The sequence below is a fragment of the Methanoculleus sp. genome, from assembly GCF_020696975.1.
Lineage (GTDB): Archaea > Halobacteriota > Methanomicrobia > Methanomicrobiales > Methanoculleaceae > Methanoculleus.
On record NZ_JAJGBK010000029.1, the window covers coordinates 113,942 to 140,376 of the forward strand.

The 26,435-nt window shown below is 62.9% G+C and carries 26 protein-coding genes and 2 tRNA genes; 16 read left to right on the top strand and 12 right to left on the bottom strand.

Translation table 11 applies throughout. The features are described 5' to 3' along the window. Positions 1 to 135: 135 nt before the first annotated feature. The gene (locus tag QZ650_RS09145) at positions 136 to 1,125 is read right to left on the bottom strand and encodes an ATP-binding protein (protein WP_292520873.1); all 990 of its coding nucleotides are present in this window, start codon (positions 1,123 to 1,125) and stop codon (positions 136 to 138) included. A 49-nt stretch (positions 1,126 to 1,174) separates the two neighbouring features. Between QZ650_RS09145 and QZ650_RS09150 the strand changes: the two genes are divergently transcribed. From QZ650_RS09150 to thiL, 3 genes are read left to right on the top strand one after another with little or no spacing between them, the layout of a single operon-like run. Continuing rightward, complete coding sequence (locus QZ650_RS09150) at positions 1,175 to 2,032, top strand: RIO1 family regulatory kinase/ATPase (protein ID WP_292520871.1); 858 nt, start codon at positions 1,175 to 1,177, stop codon at positions 2,030 to 2,032. Beyond that, on the top strand, positions 2,029 to 3,978 hold the full coding sequence (locus QZ650_RS09155; protein WP_292520869.1) for a DUF460 domain-containing protein: 1,950 nt from the start codon (positions 2,029 to 2,031) through the stop codon (positions 3,976 to 3,978). Before QZ650_RS09150 ends, QZ650_RS09155 begins: the two co-directional genes overlap by 4 nt. Next, positions 3,971 to 4,837, top strand: coding sequence for a thiamine-phosphate kinase (thiL, locus tag QZ650_RS09160; RefSeq protein ID WP_292520867.1), 867 nt, complete (start codon positions 3,971 to 3,973; stop codon positions 4,835 to 4,837). The genes QZ650_RS09155 and thiL overlap by 8 nt, the downstream gene beginning before the upstream one ends. Here thiL and QZ650_RS09165 read toward each other — a convergent pair. Next, complete coding sequence (locus QZ650_RS09165) at positions 4,834 to 5,619, bottom strand: YhfC family glutamic-type intramembrane protease (RefSeq protein WP_292520865.1); 786 nt, start codon at positions 5,617 to 5,619, stop codon at positions 4,834 to 4,836. The two genes, thiL and QZ650_RS09165, sit on opposite strands and share 4 nt — an antisense overlap. 67 nt (positions 5,620 to 5,686) lie before the next feature. On the opposite strand from QZ650_RS09165, the gene QZ650_RS09170 reads away from it, so the two are divergent. Continuing rightward, a complete protein-coding gene (locus tag QZ650_RS09170) occupies positions 5,687 to 6,793 on the top strand; it encodes an acyltransferase (RefSeq protein ID WP_292520863.1) in 1,107 nt (368 codons plus the stop codon). On the opposite strand, the gene QZ650_RS09175 is transcribed toward QZ650_RS09170, so the two are convergent. Beyond that, positions 6,765 to 7,244: a C-GCAxxG-C-C family protein gene (locus QZ650_RS09175; RefSeq protein WP_292520861.1), complete on the bottom strand. Its 480-nt coding sequence runs from the start codon at positions 7,242 to 7,244 to the stop codon at positions 6,765 to 6,767. The genes QZ650_RS09170 and QZ650_RS09175 overlap by 29 nt on opposite strands. A gap of 127 nt (positions 7,245 to 7,371) precedes the next feature. Between QZ650_RS09175 and QZ650_RS09180 the strand changes: the two genes are divergently transcribed. Together QZ650_RS09180 and QZ650_RS09185 are read left to right on the top strand one after the other, a co-directional pair. Further along, positions 7,372 to 8,547: a PQQ-binding-like beta-propeller repeat protein gene (locus QZ650_RS09180; protein ID WP_292520859.1), complete on the top strand. Its 1,176-nt coding sequence runs from the start codon at positions 7,372 to 7,374 to the stop codon at positions 8,545 to 8,547. 96 nt (positions 8,548 to 8,643) lie between these two features. Then, entirely contained in the window at positions 8,644 to 8,892 is a 249-nt protein-coding gene (locus tag QZ650_RS09185; protein WP_292520857.1) for a hypothetical protein, read from the top strand. A gap of 300 nt (positions 8,893 to 9,192) precedes the next feature. Here QZ650_RS09185 and QZ650_RS09190 read toward each other — a convergent pair. The 4 genes from QZ650_RS09190 to QZ650_RS09205 all read right to left on the bottom strand — a co-directional run bounded on the left by QZ650_RS09190 (position 9,193) and on the right by QZ650_RS09205 (position 11,561). Further along, a tRNA-Ala gene (locus tag QZ650_RS09190) sits at positions 9,193 to 9,264 on the bottom strand. Between the two features lie 22 nt (positions 9,265 to 9,286). Next, entirely contained in the window at positions 9,287 to 10,303 is a 1,017-nt protein-coding gene (locus tag QZ650_RS09195; RefSeq protein WP_292518645.1) for a transcription initiation factor IIB, read from the bottom strand. Between the two features lie 338 nt (positions 10,304 to 10,641). Continuing rightward, positions 10,642 to 11,286: a histidinol phosphate phosphatase domain-containing protein gene (locus tag QZ650_RS09200; protein WP_292518647.1), complete on the bottom strand. Its 645-nt coding sequence runs from the start codon at positions 11,284 to 11,286 to the stop codon at positions 10,642 to 10,644. Positions 11,287 to 11,288: 2 nt separating this feature from the next. Further along, complete coding sequence (locus tag QZ650_RS09205; protein WP_292518649.1) at positions 11,289 to 11,561, bottom strand: signal recognition particle subunit SRP19/SEC65 family protein; 273 nt, start codon at positions 11,559 to 11,561, stop codon at positions 11,289 to 11,291. A 54-nt stretch (positions 11,562 to 11,615) separates the two neighbouring features. Between QZ650_RS09205 and hypB the strand changes: the two genes are divergently transcribed. Then, positions 11,616 to 12,263 carry a hydrogenase nickel incorporation protein HypB gene (gene hypB, locus QZ650_RS09210; protein WP_292519338.1) on the top strand — a complete coding sequence of 216 codons (648 nt, stop codon included), beginning with the start codon at positions 11,616 to 11,618 and terminating at the stop codon, positions 12,261 to 12,263. Positions 12,264 to 12,367: 104 nt separating this feature from the next. Next, a complete protein-coding gene (locus QZ650_RS09215; RefSeq protein WP_292518651.1) occupies positions 12,368 to 12,745 on the top strand; it encodes a 30S ribosomal protein S8e in 378 nt (125 codons plus the stop codon). A gap of 10 nt (positions 12,746 to 12,755) precedes the next feature. On the opposite strand, the gene QZ650_RS09220 is transcribed toward QZ650_RS09215, so the two are convergent. Together QZ650_RS09220 and QZ650_RS09225 are read right to left on the bottom strand one after the other, a co-directional pair. Continuing rightward, a complete protein-coding gene (locus QZ650_RS09220; protein ID WP_292518653.1) occupies positions 12,756 to 13,094 on the bottom strand; it encodes a DsrE family protein in 339 nt (112 codons plus the stop codon). Next, positions 13,091 to 14,530 (bottom strand): bifunctional metallophosphatase/5'-nucleotidase, encoded by a 1,440-nt coding sequence (locus tag QZ650_RS09225; protein ID WP_292518655.1) that lies wholly within the window; start codon positions 14,528 to 14,530, stop codon positions 13,091 to 13,093. The genes QZ650_RS09220 and QZ650_RS09225 overlap by 4 nt, the downstream gene beginning before the upstream one ends. Before the next feature lie 89 nt (positions 14,531 to 14,619). Here QZ650_RS09225 and QZ650_RS09230 point away from each other — a divergent pair, with 89 nt between their 5' ends. Further along, positions 14,620 to 15,042, top strand: coding sequence for a hypothetical protein (locus QZ650_RS09230; RefSeq protein ID WP_292518657.1), 423 nt, complete (start codon positions 14,620 to 14,622; stop codon positions 15,040 to 15,042). Beyond that, complete coding sequence (locus QZ650_RS09235; protein ID WP_292518659.1) at positions 15,039 to 15,506, top strand: DUF2240 family protein; 468 nt, start codon at positions 15,039 to 15,041, stop codon at positions 15,504 to 15,506. The genes QZ650_RS09230 and QZ650_RS09235 overlap by 4 nt, the downstream gene beginning before the upstream one ends. A gap of 124 nt (positions 15,507 to 15,630) precedes the next feature. Here QZ650_RS09235 and QZ650_RS09240 read toward each other — a convergent pair whose 3' ends face one another. Together QZ650_RS09240 and infB are read right to left on the bottom strand one after the other, a co-directional pair. After that, on the bottom strand, positions 15,631 to 16,029 hold the full coding sequence (locus QZ650_RS09240) for a 30S ribosomal protein S6e (RefSeq protein WP_292518661.1): 399 nt from the start codon (positions 16,027 to 16,029) through the stop codon (positions 15,631 to 15,633). 116 nt (positions 16,030 to 16,145) lie between these two features. Next, a complete protein-coding gene (infB, locus tag QZ650_RS09245; RefSeq protein WP_292518663.1) occupies positions 16,146 to 17,927 on the bottom strand; it encodes a translation initiation factor IF-2 in 1,782 nt (593 codons plus the stop codon). A gap of 374 nt (positions 17,928 to 18,301) precedes the next feature. Between infB and QZ650_RS09250 the strand changes: the two genes are divergently transcribed. Together QZ650_RS09250 and QZ650_RS09255 are read left to right on the top strand one after the other, a co-directional pair. Further along, positions 18,302 to 18,374: transfer RNA gene (locus tag QZ650_RS09250), tRNA-His, on the top strand. A 321-nt stretch (positions 18,375 to 18,695) separates the two neighbouring features. Continuing rightward, a complete protein-coding gene (locus QZ650_RS09255; RefSeq protein WP_292518665.1) occupies positions 18,696 to 21,287 on the top strand; it encodes a PAS domain S-box protein in 2,592 nt (863 codons plus the stop codon). Positions 21,288 to 21,566: 279 nt separating this feature from the next. Here the strand turns inward: QZ650_RS09255 and QZ650_RS09260 are convergent, their stop codons facing one another. Beyond that, complete coding sequence (locus tag QZ650_RS09260) at positions 21,567 to 21,980, bottom strand: pyridoxamine 5'-phosphate oxidase family protein (protein ID WP_292522494.1); 414 nt, start codon at positions 21,978 to 21,980, stop codon at positions 21,567 to 21,569. A 245-nt stretch (positions 21,981 to 22,225) separates the two neighbouring features. On the opposite strand from QZ650_RS09260, the gene QZ650_RS09265 reads away from it, so the two are divergent. The 4 genes from QZ650_RS09265 (at position 22,226) to QZ650_RS09280 (ending at position 26,419) form a co-directional block, all read left to right on the top strand. Beyond that, the gene (locus QZ650_RS09265) at positions 22,226 to 23,614 is read left to right on the top strand and encodes an Nramp family divalent metal transporter (protein WP_292518669.1); all 1,389 of its coding nucleotides are present in this window, start codon (positions 22,226 to 22,228) and stop codon (positions 23,612 to 23,614) included. 82 nt (positions 23,615 to 23,696) lie between these two features. After that, positions 23,697 to 23,960, top strand: coding sequence for a bacteriophage holin (locus QZ650_RS09270; RefSeq protein ID WP_292518671.1), 264 nt, complete (start codon positions 23,697 to 23,699; stop codon positions 23,958 to 23,960). A gap of 94 nt (positions 23,961 to 24,054) precedes the next feature. After that, the gene (locus QZ650_RS09275; protein ID WP_292518673.1) at positions 24,055 to 25,029 is read left to right on the top strand and encodes a TIGR03885 family FMN-dependent LLM class oxidoreductase; all 975 of its coding nucleotides are present in this window, start codon (positions 24,055 to 24,057) and stop codon (positions 25,027 to 25,029) included. A 76-nt stretch (positions 25,030 to 25,105) separates the two neighbouring features. After that, positions 25,106 to 26,419, top strand: a complete 1,314-nt coding sequence (locus tag QZ650_RS09280; protein ID WP_292518675.1) for a serpin family protein — start codon at positions 25,106 to 25,108, stop codon at positions 26,417 to 26,419. Positions 26,420 to 26,435 lie beyond the last annotated feature (16 nt).

The window sequence follows — 26,435 nt, forward strand, 5'->3', positions numbered from 1 at the left end:
AGGCCGATGGTCTTCTCGAACTCTGGCCCTTCGGCCAGTTTACCCGACGGAAATGTCCTGCGGTCCACTGCACCGGGCAACTTCACCATCTGGACAGTTCTGCTCCCCGCCACCGATAGATGCGCCTCGTCTCCATCAGTCTTCCTTCCGAACCTCATCAAGCACCTGGCACGCCCGGCAGACCTTCCCGCACGACGCTCGAAACCCTTCGGGTTTCTCAAGCTCCGGCCCCGCACCCTCGGTGCTCCTGCTCCGTTCCGTCGGAACGTCGCATCCTGCGGCCCATCGCTCGCCGCACCTCTCGCAGACCCGGAACCCCTCTTCCGGGAGCAGTCTCTCCGGCTCCCGGAGGGCTTCACCGAGGTTGACGAGGGAATACTTCGTCGCCGGGTGGCGGTAGGTGTAGTCGTCAAGGATCCCGCGAACATCCCCCCGGAGAGCGTCGCCCGCGTAGGGGCATCCTGCAAGGTCGAACCCCTCGACGTGGAGGAAGGCGTAGAGCGCCACCTCGCGCTCCGGGATGTACATGAACGGCTTGATCCGGGGGACCATCCCCGCCACCTCCCGCATGGGGCGGGTGAGCCGGGGGGCATCGCCCCGGAGGGCGTTCATCAGGACCGACTGGGCCTCGTCGTCCAGGTTGAACCCGTAGGCGAACTTCGTAACCCCATGCTCCCGGGCGATCCGGTTCATCAACGCCCGCCGGAGCACCCCGCAGTAGGAGCAGGAGAGATTCGTCCCTTTCCGGCCCACGATCTCGTCGAGCGTGATCCCGTACTCTTCGACGAATGAGGCCGTCACCCAGGGGACGCCGACGCTGTCTGCGATCGCCCGGGCCTGGTTCGGGTCGCGGTAGCCGCTGATCCCCTCGTCCACGGTGATCGCCATCAGCCGGACATCCCGGCGCTCGCCGAGGAGCCGGTGGAGGAAGAAGAGGACGGCGCTCGAGTCCTTGCCCCCCGAGAGCGCCACCGCCACCGTATCTCCCGGCCTGATCCAGCGGTGCTCCCGGATTGCCCGCTTCGCCTTCGCCTCGAAATCGCGGTTGAAGTGCTGCTCGCAGAGATGCAGCCCCGAGTATCGCTGGAAAATGACCGCGTCGCGGCGGCACTTGCTGCACTGCATGTCTTCTCGATCATCCTTTTATCACCGGCCCACATAAATGGTGTAGAAGATGCCTGTTCCTGCAGAATACGTGCGATCCCTGCACGCCTACGAACTCCGGATCCTGCTCGCCCTCGAACGCCTCATGCGCCGGTACCGGTGGGTGCCGCTCGATGTGCTCAAGTCGGCCACCAGGTTCTCGGAGTCCGAGATCTCCTACCGGCTGGGCAGGCTGATGGCCATGGACATGGTCAGGTACGAGAAGGTTCCCTACGAGGGCTATGCCCTTGTCTTCAACGGCTACGACAGCCTTGCCCTCCATACCCTCACCCGCCGGGGCACTGTCCAGGCGCTCGGGACCCTGATCGGCGTCGGGAAGGAGTCGGAGGTCTACGAGGCGATGGGGCTCGGGGTCGTGGTGCTCAAGTTCCACCGTGTCGGACAGCGGTCGTTCCAGTCGGCCCGTCTGAAGCGCGGCTACATGCCGGAGGCCGGGCACTGCCCCTGGATCTTCGCCTCCAGCAACTCGGCAAAGATGGAGTATGACGCCTTGAAGACCCTCCACCCCGCCGTCTCGGTGCCGCTCCCCATCGACCAGAACCGGCACGTCGTGGCGATGTCGTTTGTCCCCGGCGTCAACCTCTCGCGGGCGACCCTGGCGGAACCCCGGCCGATCCTCGACGAGATCCTCGACAACATCCGCGAAGCATACCGCCTCGGCATCGTCCACGGCGACTTAAGCGAGTTCAACGTCATGGTCGACGAGGGGCAGTGCTGGCTGATCGACTGGCCCCAGTGGGTGGAGACCGCCCATCCGAACGCCGACGAGATCCTCAGGCGGGACATCGAGAACATCCTCCAGTACTTCAAACGGAAATACGGCCTCGAGTACGCCTTCGACGAAGCACTGGCACGGGTGGTGGAGTGAAGGTCTTCGGGATCGACATCATCAAAGGCTCGGTACGCTCCCGCACCCGGCGGCCCGTCTACGCCCTCGCCCGGGTGGAAGACGGCGAGGTTTTTGACGTCGAGGAGGTCACCGGGTTCCGGCTCCAGCGCCTCCTTGCCGCCGAAGAGCCCGATATCCTCGCGGTGGACAGCATCCAGGAGATCGCCGCCGACCGGAGCGAACTCTACGCCTTCCTCCAGTCACTCCCGCCCTCAACAAAACTCGTCCAGGTGACCGGCGGCGAGCGCACAGAGAGTCTCCCGAAGGTCGCAGCCCGCTACAACATCAGCTTCAACAAGTTCGACCCCTACGCAGAGGCACGGACCACCGCCCGGGTGGCCGCGCTCGGAGCGGGCGTCGAGGTGATCGCGTTTGAGAACACCACCGACATCGTGGTGAGCAGGCACCGATCGCCCGGCCGGGGCGGGTGGAGCCAGAACCGCTATGCCCGGAAGATCCACGGCGGTGTGATGCAGAAGGCCCGGGAGATCGAGGGGCGGCTCCGGGGCGCCGGCCTCGACTACGAGAAGAAGGAGACAAAAGCCTTCGGGGGATTCTCCCGGGTCGCCTTCCGGGTCAAGGCCCCCCGGGAGATGGTCCCGGTCCATTCCTCCCGGGGCGCCGACGTCCAGGTCCGGGTAGCCGGAAGAGAACTCGACCGGATACGATTCGAACCGCTCTCCAGCCGTCCCCGCTACCTGATCGTCGGGCTCGACCCGGGGACGACGACCGGGATCGCCGCCGTCGACCTCGACGGCAACCTGGTCCTTCTCTCGAGTTCCCGCCAGATGACGATGTCCGATATCATCGAGGAACTCTATCGCGCGGGAAAGCCGCTCATCATCGCCTCCGACGTCCGCGAGATGCCCTACTCGGTCGAGAAGATCCGGCGGGCGTTCAACGCCATCCCCTACACCCCGAAGCAGTCGCTCTCGGTGGAGACGAAGTATGCCCTGACCGCCCCATTCTCCTACACGAACGACCACGAGCGCGACTCGCTCTCGGCGGCGCTGGACGCCTACCGGAGTCTCCAGAACAAGTTCCGGAACATCGCCAAACGAGTCAAGCCGGGAGTCGACCTTGACGAAGTCCGGGCGCGGGTGCTCCGGGGCCAGCCGCTCGATACGGTGCTCGCGGACCTGCAGGGGACCCCGCCCCCGCCAAAGGAGGTCGAACCGGCAGCCCCCGCCCCGGAACGGCCGGTCGAGGACGAGCGGGTGATGGCGCTCGACGGGATGGTCAAACGGCTCAGGAGTTACGTCCAGGAATTGCAGGAGGACCTCCGGGAGCGTGATCGTGAGGTGGAGCGACTGCGGCAGGGCCTGCGCCGGGCACGTTCCGCGACCGAGCGGAAGATCCAGCGGGACGCGGAGCTGGCGACGAAAGACGCGACCATCGAGAGCCTGCGCGAGCAGCTCCGCGGAGAGCGGCGACGGTCCCGCAAACTGAAGAAACGCCTGGAACGGATGCAGACGGTCGCGAAGATCGAGGTCTCCGAGGACTACACCCCGCTCAAGGTCCTCGACTCCCTCACCCGCGAGGGGGTCCGGGGCCTCCAGGAGGGGATCGGCATATCGGCGGGAGATATCCTCTACATCCCGCAGGCCCACGGCTGGGGTCGGGGCGTGGTCAAAGACCTTGCGGGGACGGGGGTGCGGGCGCTGGTCATCGACGGGGAGCGCCCCGACCCGCACCTGGTCCGGGTCGCACGAGAGGTAGATCTTCCCCTCCTCCCTGCAGATACCGTCGGCCCGGAGATCCGGGGCAGGACCGGGGCGGCAAAGACAGGGGTCGTCGAGAAGGCGATCCGCGAGTGGGAGGAGGAGCAGAAGGAGTTTCTCCGGGAGCAGGAGGCCGAGCGGGTCGAGTATCTCTTTAAGGAGTACCGGAGCGAGCGGGAGAAGGAGGTGCGCCGCGGTGGATGAGCGAGGGCTGCACCGGCTTATCGGGACGATCATCGACCCGGAGCGCCTTGCAGACGACTGCGCCGTCATCCCCTGCGGCGACCTCGCGATGGTCGCGAGCACCGATATGCTCCACGAGACGACCGATTTTCCCACCGGGATGACCGACTGGCAGATCGGCTGGATGGCGACGGCCGTCACGCTCTCGGATATCGCGAGCATGGGTGCCGCGCCGGGCGAGGTGCTCCTCGCGGTTGGCCTTGATAGGCCGGAGCGCCTCCGCGGCATCATGGAGGGTGCCCGGGACTGCTGCACGACGTTCGGCGCCGAACTCGCGGGAGGGGATCTCGACGCCCACGGCGAACTGACGATCGTGAGCACGGGGCTCGGGACTGTCGCCCCAGCGTACCTCGTCCGGAGGCGGGGAGCCCGGCCGGGCGACGTCGTCGCGGTCACCGGGCCGCTCGGCGAGGCCCAGGCCGCCCTCCTCGGCTACGACCGGCATATCAGAGAACTTCTCGAACCGCAGCCTCGCGTGAGGGAGGGGCGGGCCCTCGGCCATGCCGGGGTCTCGGCGATGATGGATATCTCCGACGGCCTTGCCCTCTCGCTGTATGACCTTCTCGCGGTGAACAACTGCGGGTTTTCCATCGATACCGCCCGTCTCCCGCTCCCGGCCGGGGTCCCGGACGACGAGGCCCAGGAACTCGCGCTCTACGGCGGGGGGGATTTCGAGCTCCTCTTCACCGCTCCGCCGGACATTCTCCCGGTTCCGGGGGTCACCGCGCACATCATCGGGGAGGTCATAGAGGAACGGGCGGTCCTCGCGGACGAAAAGCCACTCGAACGCCGGGGATACCTGCACGAGTGGAAGGGTTAGGAGGCGGCCCTTACCCCCATCCGCCGCCACTCCCACAGGATATACGCGAGAGCAGCGAGCGCAAAGACGAAGATCACCGCCTCGGTCACCCAGATTCCCTGCATCTGGACAAGGTAGACAGCGGCGGCGTCCACGGCGGCATGCCAGAGGATGGCAAGCGCGAGGAGCACCTTTTTACCATAGATGACGGCGGCAAGCACCATCAGCGACCAGGCGATATGCAACGTGATCGTCATCATCCGTTCGGCGAGCCCGGGCAGGATATCGAGCGGGGTAAGGGCCCGGACGGCCTCGACCTCTGCCTGGACGGCAGGGTCGTCGGGCAGGGGGAGGACTCCCCCGTCGCTTGTGATGACGATGTAGGAGAGCATGCCGGCAAGGACGATCAGGGCGACGATCATACTCTCGACGCCGCCCCAGCCGGCCCCGAAGAGGAGACCGTTCTCGCGGGTGAGGGCGATGTCCTGGCGCCGGAAGAGATAGCGGTAGACGAGGTAGCGCCCGATCTCCTCAAAGAGCCCGGCCATGAGGCCGAGGTAGACGGCGAGGGCGGCAACCGCCGCTGTCGTGCCGAACGGGAGGACGGCAAGGTAGAGTGGAGTCTGCGTCACGATGACGAGCGGCGCGTGGACAATCTGTACGACGATGAAGAAGAGGGCGCCGAGGATGAAGACCCGCCATGAAAGGCCGAATCTTTTGACGATCCAGTAGCCGAGAGCGAGCGGAACGATGATCTCGAGCAGGGCAACGATGGCAAACGTGGCGACAACCAGCGGGTCCATGGATGAGAATATTTTAACTAATTATATAATAATTCCCACTGTATAGTGAGAAAAGGATTTTATCGCCATGACTACAGATCACCCGGGAGCGGTCCTGGGAGGCGCGAGCATCCCCGGGGGGCGGTTCTCGAACAACTTCGACTTCCTGCGGTTCGCTGCGGCGGTGGCGGTCGTCGTCACCCACGCCTACGCCCTCAGGCTCGGCTACGTCGGCATAGGGATGTACGACCCACTCGCGCTCATGGGACAGGCGGGACTTGCCGTCCTCCTCGTCACCAGCGGCTACCTGATCACGGCGAGCTGGGAATCGACCTCTTCAACGCTCCGGTTCGCCTGGAAACGATTCCTCCGGGTGGTCCCCGGGCTTATCCCCGCAATCCTCATCACGCTCTTCGTCATCGGCCCGGTGATGACGTCCCTCTCACCGGGGGAGTACTTTTCGGCCCTCTTCTCCCCCGCCGGGCTCGCGACCGTCCCGTTTTTTGAAGACGGGTCGGCGATCCGCCTCTTCCAGGAGAATCCGTGGACCTACGTCAACGGCTCGCTCTGGACGATACCCCTTGAGGTCTTCATGTACGGGGTCGTGGCGGCCCTCGGGATCGCCGGGCTCCTGCACCGGCAGGGCGCTCTCGTGGCCCTCGCAGGGATCAACGTCCTGCTCTGGATGGCCTGGTTCGACGACCCCCGGATGTCGAAGATCCGGTTCACCCTCTACTTCCTCATCGGGGCCTACCTCTATCTCCACCGGGAGCGGATCGCCTACCGGCCCGCCATCGCCGGAGCGCTGCTCCTGCTGCTCGGGCTCTCGGCCCTGACGCCCTATCTGACCGTCGCCGGGATGATCGCCATCCCCTACCTCACAGTCTATGCCGCACACCTCCCGGTCCCGTTCCTGAACACCTTCGGGCGGCATGGGGATTTCTCCTACGGCATCTACATCTACCATTACCCCATCCAGCAGACCGTCATCGGGGTAACGGGGAACGCGCTCACCCTCCCGGCGCTCTGCGGGCTCTCGTTTGCCGTGACGTTCACTCTCGCGTTCCTCTCCTGGCACCTCATCGAGAAGCGGGCTCTCGCGGCAAAGAACCTCAGGCCCGCCGACCTTTCACGGTTGTTCGGGCTGCCGTTCCTGCCCGAGCCGCTCACCCGGTGGTTGGCCGCCCGGAAGTGACGGGCGCGAGGACCTCCTTGAGGATCTCGACTGCGTCACCGACGTACCCGGGGCAGAGAATCCGGGTGATGTTCTGTTCGCGGGCCCGCGCCTGCCCCCCGGCGGTCGAGAGGTCGCACCCGAGGAGTTCGGTGCAGGAGACAGAACCGTTTCGTTCGGCAAACCGGGTGATGAACTCCCGGGTGAGAGCATATGTCCTCTCCTTCGCCTCTTTTTCGTCGCAATCGGTGCTTCCGACGATGAGTCCGATGGTAAGGACCGCTCCGGATACAGCCCCGCAGGCACCCCCTGTACGTGCCATCCCGGCGCCGAACCCGGCGGCCGCCCGGAGGATGGTCTCTTCAGGCACCCCGGCGTCGCGGGCGAAGACCGAACCGACCGCCTGTGCACAGTTGTAGCCCTGCCTGAAGCGGGAGGCCGCTTCCTGTGATATGTTCTCCGTCTGATTCATTCGAGTGGCTGGTAGTGCGCTTGGTGGCTTCAACGTTACGCAACAACGCTCTATTTCGAAACAGTTTTAGAATGCGCCCGAGAAAGTAGAATTATTCCGCGAATACGCTTCCGCGGAGGGGCAGACCATGAGAAGAACAGCGCTGATCATCGCCCTGCTCGCCATCATGATCCCGGTGGTGACCGGGGCAGAGGCCACGTACCACAGTGTATCGACAGGAAGCATCGTCAACGATGTCGCGATCACCGCAGACGGCAGATATATGGTCGCCGGGACGGCTGAAGGGAGGATCATCTGCCTCCAGCAGGACGGCACGGTCTCCTGGAACGTGAGCGCCGGGAGCCCCGTAACCACGGTCGCAGTCGCCGGGGCCAGGGATTACATCGCCGCCGGGACCGAGACGGGCGATCTCCTCCTTCTCGACAGTGAGGGCAACACCCATTGGACCCGGAGTGTCAGAGGGCCCGCACGCGGCCTCGCTTTCTCCGGGGACGGCCTGACCCTCGCGGTCGGGAGCGATCGCCTCACCCTCTATGATCACCGGGGCGAAGAGGGCTGGAACTTCTCGACGGGAGCCAGGGCATCTGCCGGGACTATCTCGTCCGTCGCCCTCACTCAGGACGGCAACTACGTCGTTGCCGGGAGCGATAGCGGGGCTGTTTACTACTTCGGCAGGCGGGGGAACGTGATATGGCAGGCGCTCGCCCACGGTCCGGTCACCGCGGTCGACGTCTCCCGTGATGGGGCGGTCATCGCCGCCGGGGGCCAGGACCGCGCTCTCCAGATTTACAGGCGGGCGGGGATACTTTCCCGGGCGACACCCACCGGAGCGCCGATCCTCGCGCTCGCCCTCTCCGGGGACGGACGGTTCGCGGTCGTCGGGAAGGAAGGCGGCGATCTGGACTGTTACCGGCCAGACGAGGGCCTTCTCTGGAAGAACCGGACGGGAAGTGACGTCCTCGCCGTGGACATCTCCCGGCGGGGCGAGGCTGCCGCGGCCGGGACCGCCAATGGGACCGTCCATCTCTGGAACAGTGGCGGGGAGATGCGCTGGTCGTTTGACGCCGGGGCTCTCGCCGGGGCGATCGCCCTCTCGGACAGCGGCGACTACCTCGCGGCGGGCGCGGGTGAACGGGCCTTCATCTTCCGGACAGCCGATGCCCCGGTGCCGGCGGCAGCAGAAGAGCCCCGGGAGAGCACCACGCCCAGACCTACCCCGACCCTGGCGAGCGGGGAGGGGGCACTCATCGGGCTCCTTGCCATTGGGGCAGCCGGGGTCGCGTGTTATCTCCGGCGCCGGTGAGCGGGGGGCGACACACCACCCTTCGACATCTTTTTACATTCCCGGGCTGAGGCCCACCCGGGCAGTCCAGGCTGAGACCGCGACCGCCCGGGAGTGATGCAGTTGGAGGAAAAACGGAGACGAAAGCGGGAAGAGGGGCCTGCCGAGGAGGTGCCGTTCGAGGACAGAGGGACCGACATCGTCTACAGCCCGGTCCCGGCCGAACTTGCTGACGAGGGGCGGGCACCCAGCCGCCCGCCGGGGGCACCCGAGACCCCGAGGCCGCGGGCGGAGCACGAGACCTCAAAGAAGGGCGAAGAGCGGATCGCGCGCCAGCAGGTGGAGGAGGATGAGGAGGAGGAATAAGGGGACGCTGAGCGAAGGGGCTTTGCCCGTCTCAAACGAAGGGGCTTTGCTCGTCTCAAACGAAGGGGCTCTGCCCCTTTCGAAACCCCGGGCGACCTGCGGTCGCCTATGGGAATATCCTGTTACGAAATAGTGAAAGCTTTCTTAAAATGTGCTATCAAGCAGAAAGAGAAATGGACTCGGCGGGATTTGAACCCGCGGCCTCCCTGTCCCAACCGAAGGGGCTGCGCCCCTTTCGAAACCCCCGGCGACCTGCGGTCGCCTATAGGCCCTGAAGAACACAGCACGAAAACAGGAAAATGGACTCGGCGGGATTTGAACCCGCGGCCTCTACGTTGCGAACGTAGCGATCTACCCCTGATCTACGAGCCCAAGGGAGTGGGGTGATATGAGATCAGAGTATGATCTCGATATCTAATTTTTCTGCCAGTTCCTTATATCTGTTCCTGATCGTGACCTCGGTCACACCCGCAACCTCGGCGACTTCGCGCTGGGTGCGCCGCTCGCCGCCGAGGATCGACGAGATGTAAATGGCGGCCGCAGCGACGCCTGTTGGGCCTCTGCCGCTCGTAAGTTCGCGTTCTCCGGCCTGCCTGAGGATCTCGACCGCACGGCTCTGGACCTCACCCTTCAGGTTCAGGCCCGAGCAGAAGCGCGGTACGTAATCGATCGGGGACGTCGGCAGGAGCTTTAACCCGAGCTCGCGCGAGATGAACCGGTAGGTGCGCCCGATCTCCTTCCTCGATACCCGGGACACTTCCGCGATCTCATCAAGCGTCCGGGGTACGCTGCACTGCCGGCATGCCGCATACAGTGCCGCTGCCGCGACACCTTCAATGCTCCGCCCGCGGATCAGGTTCTTGTCCACAGCATCACGGTAGACCACTGCGGCGGTCTCCCGCACGTTCCGGGGCAGGCCGAGCGCAGACGCCATCCGGTCCAGTTCCGAGAGCGCGAACGCCAGGTTCCGCTCGGTCGCGTTCGAGACCCGGATACGCCGCTGCCACTTCCGGAGCCGGTAGAGCTGGGCGCGGTTCTTGCTCGATATTGCGCGACCGTAGGAATCCCGGTTCCTCCAGTCAATCATCGTCGAGAGACCCTTATCGTGGATCGTGAACGTCATCGGGGCGCCGACACGGGAGCGCTTCATGCGCTGATCGTGGTCGAAGGCACGCCACTCGGGACCGCGATCGATGAACTCCTCGTCAAGGACAAGACCGCAGTTCTGACATACAAGTTCGGCACGCTCGTAGTCGTGGACGAGCTGCCGGCTGCCGCACTCGGGACAGACAGACTGAACGCTCTCTTCGGTACGCTTCTTCTCCGTCTCCTTGACCTTCTGCTGCTCCCCTCTCTTCTTCAGGGCCTCACGCTGCAACTGCAGCTGTTTAAGTTTCTCAACTTCTGCCATCGATAATACACCTATTTTGCAAAGATCTTCTCGCCAACCTGCACTGAACAGCCATTGTAGCAGAGGACTACGGCATAGGGAGATGATATATTTCCAAAGATGTCGACTACTTTCCCTACGGGTTTTAACCGGCGATCGAGAGCCTCGCCATAGAGGCGAGGCAACTGTGCGGCATCGCATCGCAAGATTAACAAGCGATTACCGCAAACACTTACAGAACGTCCGATTAACCGCAAACTGCAACCTCTAGGGGATCCTATAGTAGGATGTATTTAGTAACATATATATATTGACCCTGGAAGTATAAAAACATTTTGCTAAATTATAAATACTCCATCTCACTTCTGAAGGATACGATTTATATCCAGGAAAAGAGCTTTCCGGGATTCCGCCTCTGTCAACCCGGCACCGAGCGCGACCGCCCGCCGTGCCTCCTTTGACATCAGATCAGACGGCGCATGCGTATCGGAATCGACCGTAAGAAGACAACCGGCCTCCCGTGCCACGCGCACCACGTGACCATTGGTCCGGTTGTGTCCCCCCCGGGAGGTGATCTCGAGCGCCATTCCGCGCTCTGCCGCTATCCGCGCATCCTCGACCTCTATGAACCCCGGGTGGGCGAGCACGTCCACGTACTCGCACGTGCAGGCAGCGTGGTTTGTTCCCGGGGCGACCGGTTCGACCACCGTCTCACCATGGACCACAACGATATCTGCACCGCGCCGTTTTGCATCGCGCGCAAGCGCCGGGATCAGGGACGGCGGAACATGGGTAAGTTCCACCCCGACGAGGAGTTCCACGCCGTAACACTCCGCCGAATCCCGGACCCCGGCAACCGACTCCACCAGGCCCGCGAGGTTGGAAGCGTCCGCGTGATCGGTGATGGCAAGGGTATCGTAGCCGAGCACGGCAGCCCGCCGGACGAGTTCTGTCGGGAGGAGTTCACCATCGGAGAGGATGGTGTGGGTGTGCAGGTCGTACATGGTCACTTCCGCCCGGGGAGATTGCGGGCGACCTTCCGGATCAGGTCTTCTTTGCTCCCTTCCCATTCCGCGACGATCCGGCCTTCACGTTCCGCCCACCGGGCGGGGTGGTGGTGCTCCTCCACCCGGTGCGGGACCTTCATCCTCCGCAGCACCGCCTCGATGGCAGGAAGTTCCGGGGACTTCACGCCGAGATTTTTGGGGACGCGACGCCCTTCCCGCCGCTCCAGCGTGGCGTCAAAGTAACAGGGGTACAGGATGCGTTCTGCGCTCATTACCGTAGAGTTTGAGTGTTAACCTATAAACAGATCATGATCACAGTACTTACCATGCACCATATCGACGTCCATGTGGAGAAGGACATCTACGACGTCAACAACCGCATTGCTGACGCCAACGCGAATCTCCTCAAGGAACACGGTATCCGGGCGTTTGACCTCCTCGGTGCCATCGGGTCCGGGAAGACCGCCACGATCGAGCGGCTCGTGCCCCTGATCCGGGAGCGGGGGCTCCGTGTCGGGGCCATCGCCGGGGACGTCTACGGGGATGACGATTTCCAGCGGATCGTCGCCCTCGACGTCCCGGCCTACAACGCGAACACCGGAAAGGAGTGTCACCTCGACGCTCACCTGGTGGAGCACGCCATCGAGCACCTGCCGCTTGACGAGATCGACATTCTCTTCATCGAGAACGTAGGCAACATGGTCTGTCCGACCGACTTCCGGCTGGGTGCCGAGAAGAGGATCGTTGTCGTCAGTTCCACCGAAGGGGACGATGTGGTAAACAAGCACCCGATGATGTTTAGGAGCAGTAACATCGGCGTCATCAACAAGGTTGACCTCGCCCCGCTCATCGGCGCCAACCTGGACCGGATGGAGCAGGACATGCACCGCTACAACCCGGAGATGCAGGTCTTCCGGACGAATATGAAGACCGGAGAGGGGTTGGACGATCTGCTGGATGCGATCCTCGCCTGATCAGCAGAGTTAAATATCCAGGTCTCGAATAGTTATAGCACTTTAACGAGAGATTGCTATCCCTTGAGGGTATCGCGTCCTCAACAGAGTATTTCGGTGGTCACATGCAGTGGCAAGGAAGATCAGTAAGGAAGCCGTCGGGTGGACGCTACCACACCTCCCAGGGCAAGAAGAGGTCGGAGATCGGAAGAGCTCCGGCAGAGACGCATATCGGTGAAGAACGCAAGAAGGTTGTCCGCACCTACGGCGGCAACCAGAAGGTCCGGGCACTCCGGATCGACTATGCGACGGTCTCAAATCCCGCAACCGGCGAGACCCGGAAGGCGAAGATCGAGACGGTCGAGGCAAACAGCGCCGACCCGAACTATGTCAGGCGGAAACTCCTGACAAAGGGCGCCATCATCAAGACAGACATAGGGCGCGCCCGGATCGTCAGCAGGCCGAGCCAGGACGGCGTCGTCAACGCTGTCCTGATCGCATAATACCCTTTTTTTACGGCCGGATGTAGTACCAGCCTTCCGCCTGCCTGAGAACCAGTTCCACGACGCCCGACGGGACGGTCTCCATGTAGTCGGGGAAATCCCCTGCGGTCAAACCCCGGGAACGGAGGGTATTCTCGCAGAGAACAAACCGGACGCCATGCCGCGCAAGCAGGTCCATAAGCGTCGCCTGCGATCCATCAGTACGGAGCCCCTCGACCCCGCCGGCGTGGGCCACCACCTTCACCTCGACCGCCTCGAGACCGGCGATGATATTCTTTGCATTGTTCAGGGCGAGCGGTGTCTTTTGAGCCTCGTCCAGGTGGATGACAACACGGTAGGTGAGTGTCATATCGCCGTCACGCTCCCGGAGAGGTCAGCGCTGGCAGGTCCTTTCGCGAGATAACGTTCGAGCGCCTCGACCGCCCGGATATCGAGGTCCTGCCGGTTCCTCCCGTACTTCGCCGGCACACCCTGGCCGGTGACGAACGCCGCGCGGTAGACAGCGCCCGGATCGAGCCTTTTGCCGGCCGCAAAGAACTCCTGGATCCGGAGATCGGGCGGATTTTCGAGTCTGCAGTAGAGGGTGACCCCCATGCAGCGCTTCATGTAGCCGCCCATCTGATCGTAGGGGTCGCGCGCGAATGTCCGCTCCAGGTTCTCCTCCATCATCGCCCGGAGCTCACGGCCCGTGATCTCGACCGTCGAGACCGGAGGGTTGACCGGTATGATATTCCAGAGGTCGTTTACCGTGATCGGACCCGGCGGCACCGGAGCGCCGTAGCGCCAGCCGTTCGAGAAGGCCATCTCTGCGCCGGTAGCGTCGATGAGCGCCTGAAGCAGGAGGTTGTCCATCGTTGCCTCAAGGACCGTGTTTCGGTTGAGAGGGGTCCGGGTCTCCCCGACGACCCGGGAGAGGCACTCACGGTGCGGGTCCATGACCCGCCCGACCATCTCCTCGACCTCAGGCTCGGGCCGGATCTCCTCCCCGACGACGATGAGTTCGTGGTCGAAACGCTTCACCCGCCGATTCTCCACCACGAGATCGAGACGCCCGAGGAAGGAGCCGTGGCAGCCGGACTGGATGATGATGGTATCGTTCACGACCGCCGGCTCAAAAAGGCGGTTGTGGGTGTGCCCCGAGAGGAGGACGTCGATCCCATCCACCTCCCCGGCAAGTTTCACCTCCTGAGGAAAACCAAGGTGCGATATCACCACGACAAGATCTACACCCTCCTCGTCGCGGAGGTGAGCGATCAGATCCGGGAGTTCGGCATTGCCAAGAGAGAAGTGGACCCCCTCCGAGAAGGATTTCGGCATCACCTTATCGATGATCGTAGCGGCGATCCCGATAACGCCCACCTGCAGATCCCGGGTCTCACAGACCGTATACGGGGGGAAGACAAGATCACCGGTCGTGTCGTCGTAACAGTTGTCGGCAAGAACCGGGTAGTCGAGCCTCCTGGCCACCTTCCGGAACTGTTCTGGCCCGTATGCGAACTCCCAGTGGGCGGTCATGGCGTCGAACCCGAGAGCATTGAGGATCGGGACGAAGGCCTTGCCCTCCGATTGGACGGCAGGGTAGGTCCCGTGGATGGTATCACCGCAGTCAAACGCGAGCGCCCCATCCGGCCGCGCATCGCGGATCTCCTCCATAAGCGTGGCTATCCGTGCATAGCCCCCTGCCATCCGGTAGCGAGGCGGGCCGGAGGCGTAGAAGAATTCCTGGTGCGGCTCCAGATACCCGTGCGAGTCGTTCATCTGCAGGAGCGTGAGGTGAGCAGCCATGGGTGCAGGAGGGAGAGAGGCTGCCAAAAACCTTTGGATCTCTGGCGGGATCATATCCTTTTTACGTTCCGCAGACCTCAATTTTAGTGATGCGCAGGATATATCATCGCTTTCCCCAGTCGATCGACCTCGATTTCGAACTCTCCCGACCGTTTCGCGAAGTTCTTAATTGCATAGCCCGTATGCACGACACCCATACGACTGTCCGGGGGGCCGACGGTCTCGTCAAAGAACGGATTCTCTTCGAGATCGCGGACGGACGGACGCAGTTCCAGGACCTCGGCGCTCTGCTGCCGCTCTCCGGGAACGTCAGCGAGGTGGCGGATCTCCGGGTCGACCTGCAGAAGACCCTTCTTACCCCGGAAAAACGGCTCCCGGTCTCCGAGAACGTCTTCTTCCTCAGAATCGTCGACAAGGGCCCGGTGACGGAGTGCTATATCGCAAAGGATGGCCGCCTTGGCGACCTGGATGCGATGGACCTGCGAAGAATCCTCAAGGGTGCCTGCGAGTGAGCGTCAAGATTGCGGTTGCCGCGCCGTTCAAACACATGCGAAAAGAGCGGCTGCAGAGGAGCGAATTCGTCTTCTACATCGCCATCGACCGGAAATGGATGAACAAGGAGCAGGCGAACCAGCTCCTGGATAAAGCGAAAGCGGAAGGGCTCATCGAGTTCGACGGAGGAGGGATCCGGCCGCTCTTTGACGTCGCGGAGGTCTCGATACCCCTCGGGTTCAAGCCCACCTCCGATGTCCTCGCGGCGGCGGAGAGCCCCTATGAGGAATTGATCGGGCGGATCGCCGCCGCGACCGGGAGATCGCCGCAGGAGATCGTTGCCGAACTCCACCGGATCGTCACCGACAACTTCGACGGCAACCTCCGGGTGGAGGCGGCAGTGGTCATCCTCGCAAAGAAGTACGGGGTGGCCTTCGAGGACAAACTGCCCGCCCTGCAAAAGTCAGTCGCAAAGAAGCGATAAACGGGGAGGGCACACCCTCCTCTAACGTTAGAACCGAACGGCGACTCTTTGAGGGGGTGCAGCAGCCTGACCGCGATCTCTCGCCCGCTCTGAAGCGAACGCTTCTGAAGAAAAGGGGTGCTGATTATTCAGCTGCCGCCTCGGGCTGGCTGAAGTATTCGGCTAATGGTTTTGCACCGCTCGTCTTCACGGCGGCGTTGATCTGGACGAAGTCAGCGCTGATCTCGTTGCCCCGCACCGACTTCCTGCGGCGTTCCCCGTCCATGACAGGGTGGAACCCGACACCCTCGGAGAGGAGAAGCCTTCTCCGTGCCGGTCCGGGAAGGTCACGGCGTGCGGGGATACCGGTCTTGTCCGTCCCGCCAGTGATCTTGATCGTGTAGCCCGCAAGGCCGAGGATGCCCCCGTCGATCTCGTCACCGACGCGCTTGCCGATGAGCGCTCCTGCGGCGGGGCCGGTCGCATCAACCTTATATGAACGCCCGGTCTCCGGGTCTGATAGGATAATTTTAAAATCAACCATGTTGACGACTCCTTCGAAAGTACCTATACAATTTGAGAATATGGTATTAAAAGTCTACCTTTGCGGGGCTGAGGGAAAAGGTTGATCGGGAGAAGCCCCATCCCCGGCAGGGTGGTTCACTTACCCCAGAAGGGATCTTCCCGGCGCCTGAGAGAGGTGAACTCCTCCAGGATCTCCCGCATACTCGGGCTCAACTGATTGATCATCTCCCGCTCGATCACCTTTACGTGCCGCTCGGGGACGTCCACGTAGAGGTCATCGTCGACGTTGATCTGGCGCCCGACCGTCGGCCCCTCGATGGAGATTGCCACCTCTTTTCCCGCCTCCGCCTCCTGGACCGTCTCGTTCTTGGCCTGGATCTGCTTGAGACGGCCGATTTTTTTGCCGTTCGGGAGGGCAAGGTCGACACCGCTCTGGAGTTTCCCTCCAAGGACCCGGACACCGACCACCGCAGGGTTGCTCTGCCGGAAGACGCAGTTTGGGAGGATACGGATTTTGGCGGGCATAATCAGTTTCTCGAACTGCTGCCGCTCGAGTTCCTGCTTCTTCTCGTCACGCCACTCGACGTAGTCGTCGAGGAGCTGGTAGATGACCCCCCCCTCGAATATGCTGACGTGCGACATCGCGGCGTCCGCAAGAGCGTCGATCGCGTCCGGCAGGACCGGTGTGTTGAAGGCGATGATCGCGCTGTACAGGGGGTCGCGGATCGTCCCCGCCTCGATGACGTCGTGGCGGGTGACCGGCCCGACAGCGGCCCGCATGATCTGGATCTGGTGGCCCTCAAGTTCTTTTGAGAGGGCTTCAAGAGCCCCGATGGTGTCCGCCCGTATGATGACGCCGATGTCGGAGAGATTCACCTGGATATCCTGGATCTCATGCCGGACCTGCTCGACGACCTCCTCCCTGTTGCCGCCCCGGATGACCCGGAGGGGGGAGCCTGCGATGACCCCGTCGAGTTTCGGGGCCGCGACCTTGATCCCTGCAGCGGCGGTGATCGACTTGACCCGCTCGAACCGCTCCTCGATCAGGATCTCCTTCATCGGGCGGGGTTTTAGGAGGGAGCGCACCTTGGCCTCGATGATCTGGTCGTTCCCCGCGACGACGATCTCATCCCCGACCTTGAGGGTGCCATCGTAGAGGATCACGTCGAGCGTCATCCCGAGCCCGCGCTCCTCCTTCACCTCAAGGACGGTGCCGGCGCCGGGACCGTCGGCGCTGACCCGGAGGCTCTCGCTCATGTAGCGCTGGGCGAGCCCGATGAGGACCATGAGTATGTCGGGAAGGCCTTCCCCGGTGAGGGCGCTCGTCGGCACGATGCAGATGTTCCGCGCAAAGTCCGAGACCCGGTCGAACCGCTCGGAGTTGAAGCCCAGGTCGGAGAGTTTCCCCACGAGCTCGTAGACCTTCGTCTCGAGCGTGCCCTGGACGCGCTCGTTCTGCTGGGCAAACGTCTTTAAGAACGGCTGACCCTCCTGGACGCGCCAGCCGTGGATGCGGTCGATCTTGTTTGCCGCAATCACGAACGGCGTCCTGGAGTTGCGCAGGATCTGGAGTGCCTCGATCGTCTGGGGGCGGAACCCTTCGTTGATATCCACCACGACGATCGCCATGTCGGCGAGTGCACCGCCGCGCGCACGCAGCGTGGTGAAGGCATGGTGTCCGGGGGTGTCGATGAAGAGCAGGCCCGGGACATTGACGCTGACCTTGCTTAAGGCTCCGCCCATCCGGGTGATCGCATCGATGGGGACGAGCGTGGCGCCGATGTGCTGCGTGATCGCGCCCTCTTCGGTCGAGACCACCGATGAACCCCGGATCCTGTCCAGGAGCGATGTCTTGCCGTGGTCTACGTGGCCCATCACGCAGACGATGGGGGTCCTGATCGTTGATTGTTTTGCCATGATTATCACCTTCCGGTATATGCAGGACGAATAATCCCGAAAAATCTGGAATATTGGCCGTTTTTCTTGAATCACGCCATATGAGGGCTGCCGCCCCTACTCCGGGGGCGTCGCTCGGCGCCCGGAACGCTGGTACGTTATAGAGCACCGGGTCTATTAATGATTCTGCCCGCTGTCCGTCACGCACCTCCAGTGTCCGGACCCGTTCGCCTTCAGGAGAGGCATCTTCCGCGCCGGCCCCGGCGGCAGAGACGAAGCCGCGTCCCGGCCGGATGCCCGGCAGATCGTGAGACTGCCGGCAATCCCGGCGGGGGTGCGGACGTGGTGAAGAGATACCTTAATCAAATCCAACCACCAACTATAATGAGCACCTTGCCAGGGTGGGGTAGTTGGTTATCCTAAGGGACTGTGGATCCCTCGACCCGGGTTCGAATCTCGGCCCTGGCCTTCTTATTCTCTCATAAACCGCTTATCGTGATTCTACAGGAGATAATCATCCGGCGTCTAGATTGCCCTGAGCCGGCTATTCCTCAAGGATGCCTGCCGTTTAACCATCCGACCGGCCTTTAACGACTGCTGAATCTCGACAGGAGTCCCTTACTTTCGTGAACAGATCACCCATTGGCGCCCGAGTGGGCCCCGGATCCGAACGACTCCGGCTCCGATGATGACAGAGAGTACAATCCCAGGATGTTCAGGATCGAGAGGTTTTATGCACCATCTTTTTTTATAATTGTGAGATCCAACCCGCAGGAGTACCGGCGTAAAATGAATCCACCCCAATGCTCCTCGTCAGAATTGCTCTCAGCATCGGTCATTCTTGATGCGCTCGTCGAGGGAGTGCTCCTCATCGATCAGAAAGGCCGGGTGGGCTGGATCAACCGCCCGCTTGAACGCCTTCTCGGCGTCGACCGGAATACCCTCCACGACAGCGATGCGGATAGGTTCGTGCGCCGGCACCTTGGATTGTGCATCATGGAAGAGGAGTGCACGGAGAAGATAGCGGCCTCGCTCTCCGCGCAGGCCGAGAGCATCGATATTACCTGCACGCTCCTGTCACCGGACGGCCGGGAGCGCCGGGTCATCGTCTCAACCATCCCCGTCGAGGACGAACCGTTCCGGGGCATGCACCTCGTCCGGTTCCAGGAGACCACCCGGCAGAAGCAGGCGGAAGATGCCCTCCGGGAGAGCAAAGAGAGATACCAGCAGGTCTTCGCATCGATGGGAATGGGCTTTGCGCTCAACGAGATGGTCTACGACAGCGGGGGGCGGCCCGTCGACTATCTCGTCCTCGACGTCGATCCTGCCTATGAGCGTGCTATGGGATCGCGCCGCGATCGGATCGTGGGCCGGAGGTTCACCGAGATCTACCCGGGCACCGAGCCGCTCTGGCTTGAACGCTACGACAGGGCCCTTCGCACACAAAAGCCGGTGCGGTTTGAGGAATACAACCCGAAGTCCGGCCGGTGGCACGGTATCGATGCCTATCCGATGCGGGAGAAGAACCGGTTCGCGGTCATCTTCACCGACATCACCGAATGGAAGCGGGCCGAAGAGACGTTGCAGGAGAGCGAAGAGAAGTACCGCACCCTCTTTGAGAGTGCAAGCGACGCTTTCCTCATCCACGACCTCGACGGAAGATTCCTTGACGTGAACCAGGCAGCGATCGAGCGCCTCGGCTACTCGCGGGAAGAACTGCTGACGATGAACCTCGCGGAGATTGTCCCGCCGGAGTTTGCCGCTCTCGTGCCCGACCGTATCAGGAAGGTCGCAGAGATCGGCCACATGGTCTTCGAGTCAGCCCATCTCACCCGCGACGGGAGGCGCATTCCGATAGAAGCCTCGTCACGGGTCTTTCCATACCGGGGAAAAACGGCTATCCTCGCCATCTCGCGGGACATCACGCGCCGGAAGCGGGCAGAAGAGAATCTGCACCATCAGGCGGAGATGTTCCAGCGGCTTGTCGATACAATACCGGTCATGATCGCCATCTTCGACCCGGAGTTGCGGCAGTTCCGGTTCAACCGGGCGCTCCGCGAGATCCTGGGCTGGACGGAGGAAGATGCTGCCGGCCGTGACTTCATGACCATGGTCTACCCTGACCCGGACTACCGGGCAAAGGTTGCAGAGTTTATGCAGTCGCTTGAACCCGGATGGCGGGAGTGGAGAGCGACGGCAAAAGACGGCAGCATCGTCGAGAGTTCCTGGGCGAATATCAGCCTCTCGGATAACACCTTTATTGGCGTCGGCATCGATCTCCGGGAGCAGAAACGGGCGGAAGAAACGCTTCTGGCGAGCGAGAAACGCTTTCGGCTGCTCACCGAGAACGCCTCGGATATCGTCCTCATCTTTGATGCAGAAGGGAAGATATCGTATGCGAGCCCTTCGGTGAGATCGGTCGGCGGGTACGCGCCAAAAGACCTCATCGGGAGGCGCATCCTCGATATGGTCCATCCCGGGGATCTGCCGCGGGTCCAGCACGCGCTGCGGCATGCTCTCGCCCGGCCCGGGGAGAGGACTTTCCTTCAAGTCCGGGTTCGGCACCGATCGGGAGACTGGCTGTATCTCGATGCGACCGGCATCAATCTCCTGGGCGAGCCGACCATCCGCGGCCACCTGGTAAACGCACGCGATGTCACCGAGAGGAAGCGGTCGGAGGAAGCCCTCAGGCGCCGGACAGATGACCTCGTCCGGAAGAGCAAGGACCTTGAAGCAGCCCGGGACGAGGCGAATATCTACCTTGACATCATGACCCATGATGTGCGGAACGCGAACAACGTCTCGAGCATGTACGCCGACCTCCTGACGGACCTCGCCGACGGCGACCTGAAGACTTATGCGGAGAAACTCCACGCCAGTATCGATCGGAGCACCGAGATCCTCAAGAACGTAGCCACCATCCGCCGGGCTCACGAGGAGACGGGTCTCGTGCCGGTGAACCTCAACGCGGTCATCAGGGAAGAGATAGCAACCTTCCCCGATGTGGCAATCCGATACATCGACCCGGAGATCAGCGTGCTGGCGGACGGTCTCCTCCCTACGGTCTTTGCCAACCTCATCGGCAACGCTGTCAAGCATGGCGGACCACAGGTCGAGATCACCGTCCGGGTCGAGGAATGCGATGGTGAGGTGCTTGTCTCGGTCGAAGACACCGGTCCGGGCATTCCCGACGAGGTGAAACGAAAACTCTTCACCCGGTTTGAACGGGGCATGGCACGGGGGAGAGGCCAGGGGCTCGGGCTCTTCATCGTCCGCACCTTAGTCGAGCGCTATGGTGGGCATATCCGGGTCGAGGATCGGATAGAAGGCATGCCGGAGGAAGGGGCGGCCTTCCGGTTCACGCTCAGAAAAGTCGGGTAGCGTCGGTGCTGCAGAAGAGGTGCAGCACTCCCCTTTCATTCAGCCTGCGCATCCTCTCGTTCTCCCCCATGGCCGCGCAGGTGCCGGTTGCCCCTCCCCATGACCTCTCCCGTCAACATCACAGAGCAGCCGGGCAACCGCGACAGGGCGGGGAGGCGACCGGCCCATCCTGAAGTTCTCCGTTGTCTCCGTATCGACAACGAGGCAATCTCCAGGGGGCACCGGTACTGTGATGCGGAAAATCCCGCCCGATAGCACGGGGCAGTCCACCCATACGACCTACGCGATCCGCGTTCCTGCTGCCTCGAGGCGGGGGGTCTGGTCGTAGATCTCTTCGACCGTGAGGACGACGGCTGCCATCCCTTCTATGCGGGCCGCGAACTCATCGCTGTGTCCGCCCCAGACGCTCCTGTCAAGCGCCGCTGTCACGTCGTCGTCCCTGTGGATCACGACCCTCCCCTTCACCTTGTACGCTGTAAACGGTGGAGTCCATTCCCAGACACAGAGCGACGCGACAGGGTGCCGCGTGAGGTTCTCGTAGGTCTGCATGAAGTAGAGCTCGCCCCAGACGAGGGTCTCGAGATCCCTGACCATAACCGACTTGGCTGCAACATTGGGCATCCCGTCGGCTCCGACAGTCGCGACGGGGACCGAATGCCAGTCTTTGAGGAGCGCAACGAGGGTATCGGGCATTACCACCATGGATCATCACACCGGAAACGGCCGCGCCCTGACAATGCCAGGACCGCGGGCAATCCCGGCCCTGTCTCACGGGCATGCTCATAGGTATTCCGGTGCAGCACTCCGCTATCGCTCTGAGGAAACCCCCTCATGGCAGCCCGCAGCCGCAGCCTGAGAATACCTCCAACATTTTCCCCGGGATCCAGGTCGCCGGCGGCAAGACTTATGTATACCTGGACCGTGCAGGGCGTGGCACCATGGCCGGCAAAGACGGGACTATCGTCCCCCCACCCCCACGCGGGCGGGAGGCCCTCGCGTGGATGGGGCCCGCGATCATATGGATGATCTCCGCCATCGCGACCGGGGAACTCCTCTTCACCCCGCGGATCGCCTCACTCTATGGCTACTCCGTCCTCTGGACGCTCATCCTTGCGATATTCTTAAAGACGGTGCTCTCGATCGAGATCGGGCGCTACGCGGTCGTGACGGGCGGTTCGCTCCTCCAGGGGATCAAGAACCTCCCCGGGCCGGCGAACTGGGGCATCTGGGTCATCGTGATCCCCCAGTTCCTCGTCGCAGCCGCGACCATCACCGGGATGGCGGGCTCCGCGAGTTCCGCCATCATACTTGTCCTACCCGGGAGTTTCACAGCATGGGCGGCGATTGTCCTTCTCGTCTCGCTCGCTCTTGTCTTCTTTGGGAGGTACCAGGGCGTAGAACGCGCATCCATTGTGATGGCACTCGCCATCATCATCGCCCTGGTGACCACCGCGGGTTTCGTCTTCCCCGGCATCGTGCCGCTCGCCGCCGGCCTCGTGCCGACCCTCCCGCCCGACGTCGTCTTCGCCGAACTCCTCCCCTGGCTCGGGTTCGTGATGTCCGGTGCCGCGGGCCTCATCTGGTACTCCTACTGGCTCACGGCCCGGGGCTACGGCGCCGCCTACTACACGGTGCACAGGCAGGGTGGGGAAGAGAGGGTCATCGAGGAGGAAGACCTGCCGGATATCACGCACCTCTCCCGGGGCGAGAAGGAGGAGATGCGGGGCTGGCTCCGGCTCATGGCCATATCGACGACCATCGCCGCGGCCATCGTCCTCCTCCTGCTCATCGCCCTCCTCATCCTGGGGACCGAACTCCTCCGGCCGGAGGGCCTTCTCCCGGAGGGGCCGGAAGTGACCGCAGTCCTCTCGGTCCTCCTCGGGGAGGTCTGGGGGCCGCCGGGAGCCTGGCTGATGATCCTCGCTGCGTTCTTCGCCTTCTGGAGCACCCTCGTCGCCAACCTGGACGGCTGGACCAGGATGCTCGGCCAGGGGTCGATCTTCATCGCCCGGCAGATGAGGGCAACGGGGCGCTGGGTCTCGATGCGGTTCTATCGCTACATCTACCTGATCGGGCTGATGGGCATCCTGCCGCTCATCTTCGTCCTGGTGCGGCTCGAACCGGTGACCGCCCTCGCCATAGCCGGGATCATCGAGGCGATCCAGATCCCGGCGGTAGCCTTCATGACGATCTACCTGAACCGGCGGACGCTCCCGGCCGAGTTCCGGCCATCCCTCTTCGTCGCCGCCCTGACGTTTGCCGTGGGCGTATTCTTTGCGGCCTTCTCGGTCTACTACATCTACATCGAGGTCCTGGGATTGGCGTGAGTGAACCCGCGCTCACCGGTGCGGCACATTCATTATGCCCATGGGAGAGAGGGTGCGCCCCGGAGAGGGGGAAGGTGATAGGATGAAACTCGACCTGAAAGCGTTCGCCCTTGCGGGCGGGCTGTTCTGGGGGATTGGGATCTTTAGCCTGACCTGGTGGCTGCTTCTCACGCGGGACACCCATGGAAGGGGCAGCCGATACGGGAAACTCATCAGGCGGATATACCCCGGTTACCGCGTCAGCCCGAAAGGGAGCGTCATCGGACTACTCTGGGGGTTCATCGACGGACTTGGCGCAGCAGCCATCTTCGGGCTGCTCTACAATACGCTCGCAAAAGAGAAGTGAACCGGGGGGTGCAGGCGCAGATACGCTTTAAATACCCAGAGATCCAGTCTGCCCACCGGTTCGCAGGAGACGAACCGGCACGGAGGCGGCATCGATGGCAGAATCAACGGTGACGGTCGGCTACCACGCATCGCACGAGCAGTTTCCTCCCGGGGTGCTTCTAAACCTTGCAAGGAGCGCTGAGAGGGCCGGGTTTCGGGGCATACTCTCTTCAGACCACTTCAACCCCTGGACCCCCGCCCAGGGGGAGAGCGGGTTCGCGTGGTCGTGGCTCGGCGCGGCGCTCCAGGCGACAGCGCTTCCGGCCGGGGTGGTCTGCACGCCGGGCTACCGCTACCACCCGGCGATCCTCGCCCAGGCGGCGGCGACGCTCGCGGAGATGTTTCCCGGCAGGCTCTTCGTCGCCGTCGGGACCGGCCAGGCCCTGAACGAGAGCATCACAGGCGAGGTCTGGCCCTCAAAGCCGGAGCGAAACGACCGGCTCCTCGCCGCCGCCACCATCATCCGAAGGCTCTGGGCGGGGGAGACAGTCACGGCCGACTTCCCGGTCCGCACAGTCAACACCCGCCTCTACACCCGTCCGGCCGAGCCGCCGCTTCTTCTCGGCGCCGCCCTGACGTCCGCGACCGCAGAATGGGTCGGCGGATGGGCCGACGGCCTCATCACCGTCGCGATGCCAAAAGACAAACTTGCAGAGGTTGTCGGGGCGTTCCGGCGCGGGGGAGGGGAGGGCAAGCCGATGTACCTCAAGGTGGACCTCTCCTACGCGCGGGAGGACGATGAGGCTCGAGCCGGCGCATGGGACCAATGGCGGGCGAACATCTTCCCGGCAGCTGTGCTCGAGACCCTCCGGGAGCCGGGAGAGTTCGAGGCCATGGGGGAGTTCGTTGAGCCTGAGAAGGTCTGCGAGAAGATCCGCGTCTCGGCGGATCTGCAGGAGCACGTCCGATGGCTCAAAGACGACATCGATCTCGGCTTTTCGCACCTCTATCTCCACAACGTGAACCGGGGACAGGAGGAGTTTATCGAGGACTTCGGGCGCGAGGTCCTCCCGGAGGTAGCAGGGTGACCGTTCACGGAAGGACAACTGCAGACCCCGAGCGATAGCGCTACGCATAACAATCCCGGGTGCCATATCGCTCTTTATGAACGGAAGGATTAGCGGCCTGCCCCTTCTCGCAGGCCTCATCGTGATCGGCTGCATCGCTGCCGGGTGCACCGATACGCCGCAAACAACAACTACCGGCCCCACTTCACCTCCCGGGGGGAATGAGCCGATGAATAGCCAGACAGCAGCAGAAGTCACCGGCAACGTCTCGGCGGGGAACAACCGGTTCGCGGCCGACCTCTACCGGCACCTCGCAAGCGACCCGGGAGCCGCGGGCAAAAACATCTTCTTCTCGCCCTACAGCATCTCCTCGGCCCTGGCAATCACCCACGAAGGCGCCCGCGGCACAACCGCCGATGAGATCAGTGCGGTCCTCCACCTCCCGGAGAACATGAGCCTCCTGAGAGCCGGGTTTGCCGGGCTTGACGCCAGCCTGAACAGCGGGGACCAGAACTACACCCTCCGAACCGCAAACGCTCTCTGGGCAGAGGAGACCTACCCGTTCCTCCCGGAGTACATCGACGTGGCCGGACGGTGGTACGGGGCGAACGTAACAAACCTTGACTTCGTCAACGACTCTGAGGGATCGCGGCAGACGATCAACCGCTGGGTGGAAGAGAAGACCGAGGATAAGATCCGCGATCTCCTCCCCTCCGGCACGATCGATCCCCTGACCCGGCTCGTGATCACGAACGCGATCTACTTCAAGGGTACCTGGGCCATGCAGTTCGACCCCGAAGAGACGACGGAGGAAGAGTTCCGGGTTGCTCCGGGCGAAGCAGTGCAGGTCCCGATGATGCACCGGACCGATGAGGACGCGATCTATGGATACGCGGAGACTGACAGTCTCCAGGTGCTCAGGATGCCGTATGCGCACGCTGACGGAGCCGGACTCTCGATGCTCGTCCTTCTTCCGCGGGAAGAGAACCTGACGGCGGCGGAGGAGGCTCTCGACGCCGGGACGCTCACGGATATCCGGGATTCACTGACCGACCGGCGCGTCAGGGTCGTCTTCCCGAAGTTCACGCTTGAGACGACGTACAGCCTCCCGCAGGCACTTGCGGCGATGGGGATGCCGACGGCGTTCTCTGATGCCGCCAACTTCTCGGGGATGGATGGGACAGAGGATCTCTTCATCAGCGACGTCGTCCATAAGGCGTTTGTGGACGTGAACGAAGAGGGCACCGAGGCCGCGGCGGCGACCGGCGTCGTCATGAACCTGGCGAGCGCACCCCTTGAGGACAGAACGCCCGTCTTCCGGGCTGACCACCCGTTCGTCTTCCTCATCGTCGAGGAGGATTCCGGGACGATCCTCTTTGCAGGGAGGGTCGTAAACCCGGAGGGGCAGTAAGGAAGGGACCGATCAG

Coding starts and splice junctions, on each gene's coding strand:
- QZ650_RS09270 (WP_292518671.1), top strand. CDS start 23,697: ATGAAACTCGACCTGAAAGCGTTCGCCCTTGCGGGCGGGCTGTTCTGG.
- QZ650_RS09150 (WP_292520871.1), top strand. CDS start 1,175: ATGCCTGTTCCTGCAGAATACGTGCGATCCCTGCACGCCTACGAACTC.
- infB (WP_292518663.1), bottom strand. CDS start 17,927: ATGGCAAAACAATCAACGATCAGGACCCCCATCGTCTGCGTGATGGGC.
- QZ650_RS09220 (WP_292518653.1), bottom strand. CDS start 13,094: ATGACACTCACCTACCGTGTTGTCATCCACCTGGACGAGGCTCAAAAG.
- QZ650_RS09200 (WP_292518647.1), bottom strand. CDS start 11,286: ATGTACGACCTGCACACCCACACCATCCTCTCCGATGGTGAACTCCTC.
- QZ650_RS09180 (WP_292520859.1), top strand. CDS start 7,372: ATGAGAAGAACAGCGCTGATCATCGCCCTGCTCGCCATCATGATCCCG.
- QZ650_RS09195 (WP_292518645.1), bottom strand. CDS start 10,303: ATGGCAGAAGTTGAGAAACTTAAACAGCTGCAGTTGCAGCGTGAGGCC.
- QZ650_RS09185 (WP_292520857.1), top strand. CDS start 8,644: ATGCAGTTGGAGGAAAAACGGAGACGAAAGCGGGAAGAGGGGCCTGCC.
- QZ650_RS09205 (WP_292518649.1), bottom strand. CDS start 11,561: ATGAGCGCAGAACGCATCCTGTACCCCTGTTACTTTGACGCCACGCTG.
- QZ650_RS09240 (WP_292518661.1), bottom strand. CDS start 16,029: ATGGTTGATTTTAAAATTATCCTATCAGACCCGGAGACCGGGCGTTCA.
- QZ650_RS09165 (WP_292520865.1), bottom strand. CDS start 5,619: ATGGACCCGCTGGTTGTCGCCACGTTTGCCATCGTTGCCCTGCTCGAG.
- QZ650_RS09225 (WP_292518655.1), bottom strand. CDS start 14,530: ATGGCTGCTCACCTCACGCTCCTGCAGATGAACGACTCGCACGGGTAT.
- QZ650_RS09175 (WP_292520861.1), bottom strand. CDS start 7,244: ATGAATCAGACGGAGAACATATCACAGGAAGCGGCCTCCCGCTTCAGG.
- QZ650_RS09230 (WP_292518657.1), top strand. CDS start 14,620: ATGCGCAGGATATATCATCGCTTTCCCCAGTCGATCGACCTCGATTTC.
- QZ650_RS09255 (WP_292518665.1), top strand. CDS start 18,696: ATGAATCCACCCCAATGCTCCTCGTCAGAATTGCTCTCAGCATCGGTC.
- QZ650_RS09145 (WP_292520873.1), bottom strand. CDS start 1,125: ATGCAGTGCAGCAAGTGCCGCCGCGACGCGGTCATTTTCCAGCGATAC.
- QZ650_RS09280 (WP_292518675.1), top strand. CDS start 25,106: ATGAACGGAAGGATTAGCGGCCTGCCCCTTCTCGCAGGCCTCATCGTG.
- QZ650_RS09265 (WP_292518669.1), top strand. CDS start 22,226: ATGGCCGGCAAAGACGGGACTATCGTCCCCCCACCCCCACGCGGGCGG.
- QZ650_RS09275 (WP_292518673.1), top strand. CDS start 24,055: ATGGCAGAATCAACGGTGACGGTCGGCTACCACGCATCGCACGAGCAG.
- hypB (WP_292519338.1), top strand. CDS start 11,616: ATGCACCATATCGACGTCCATGTGGAGAAGGACATCTACGACGTCAAC.
- QZ650_RS09260 (WP_292522494.1), bottom strand. CDS start 21,980: ATGCCCGATACCCTCGTTGCGCTCCTCAAAGACTGGCATTCGGTCCCC.
- QZ650_RS09170 (WP_292520863.1), top strand. CDS start 5,687: ATGACTACAGATCACCCGGGAGCGGTCCTGGGAGGCGCGAGCATCCCC.
- QZ650_RS09215 (WP_292518651.1), top strand. CDS start 12,368: ATGCAGTGGCAAGGAAGATCAGTAAGGAAGCCGTCGGGTGGACGCTAC.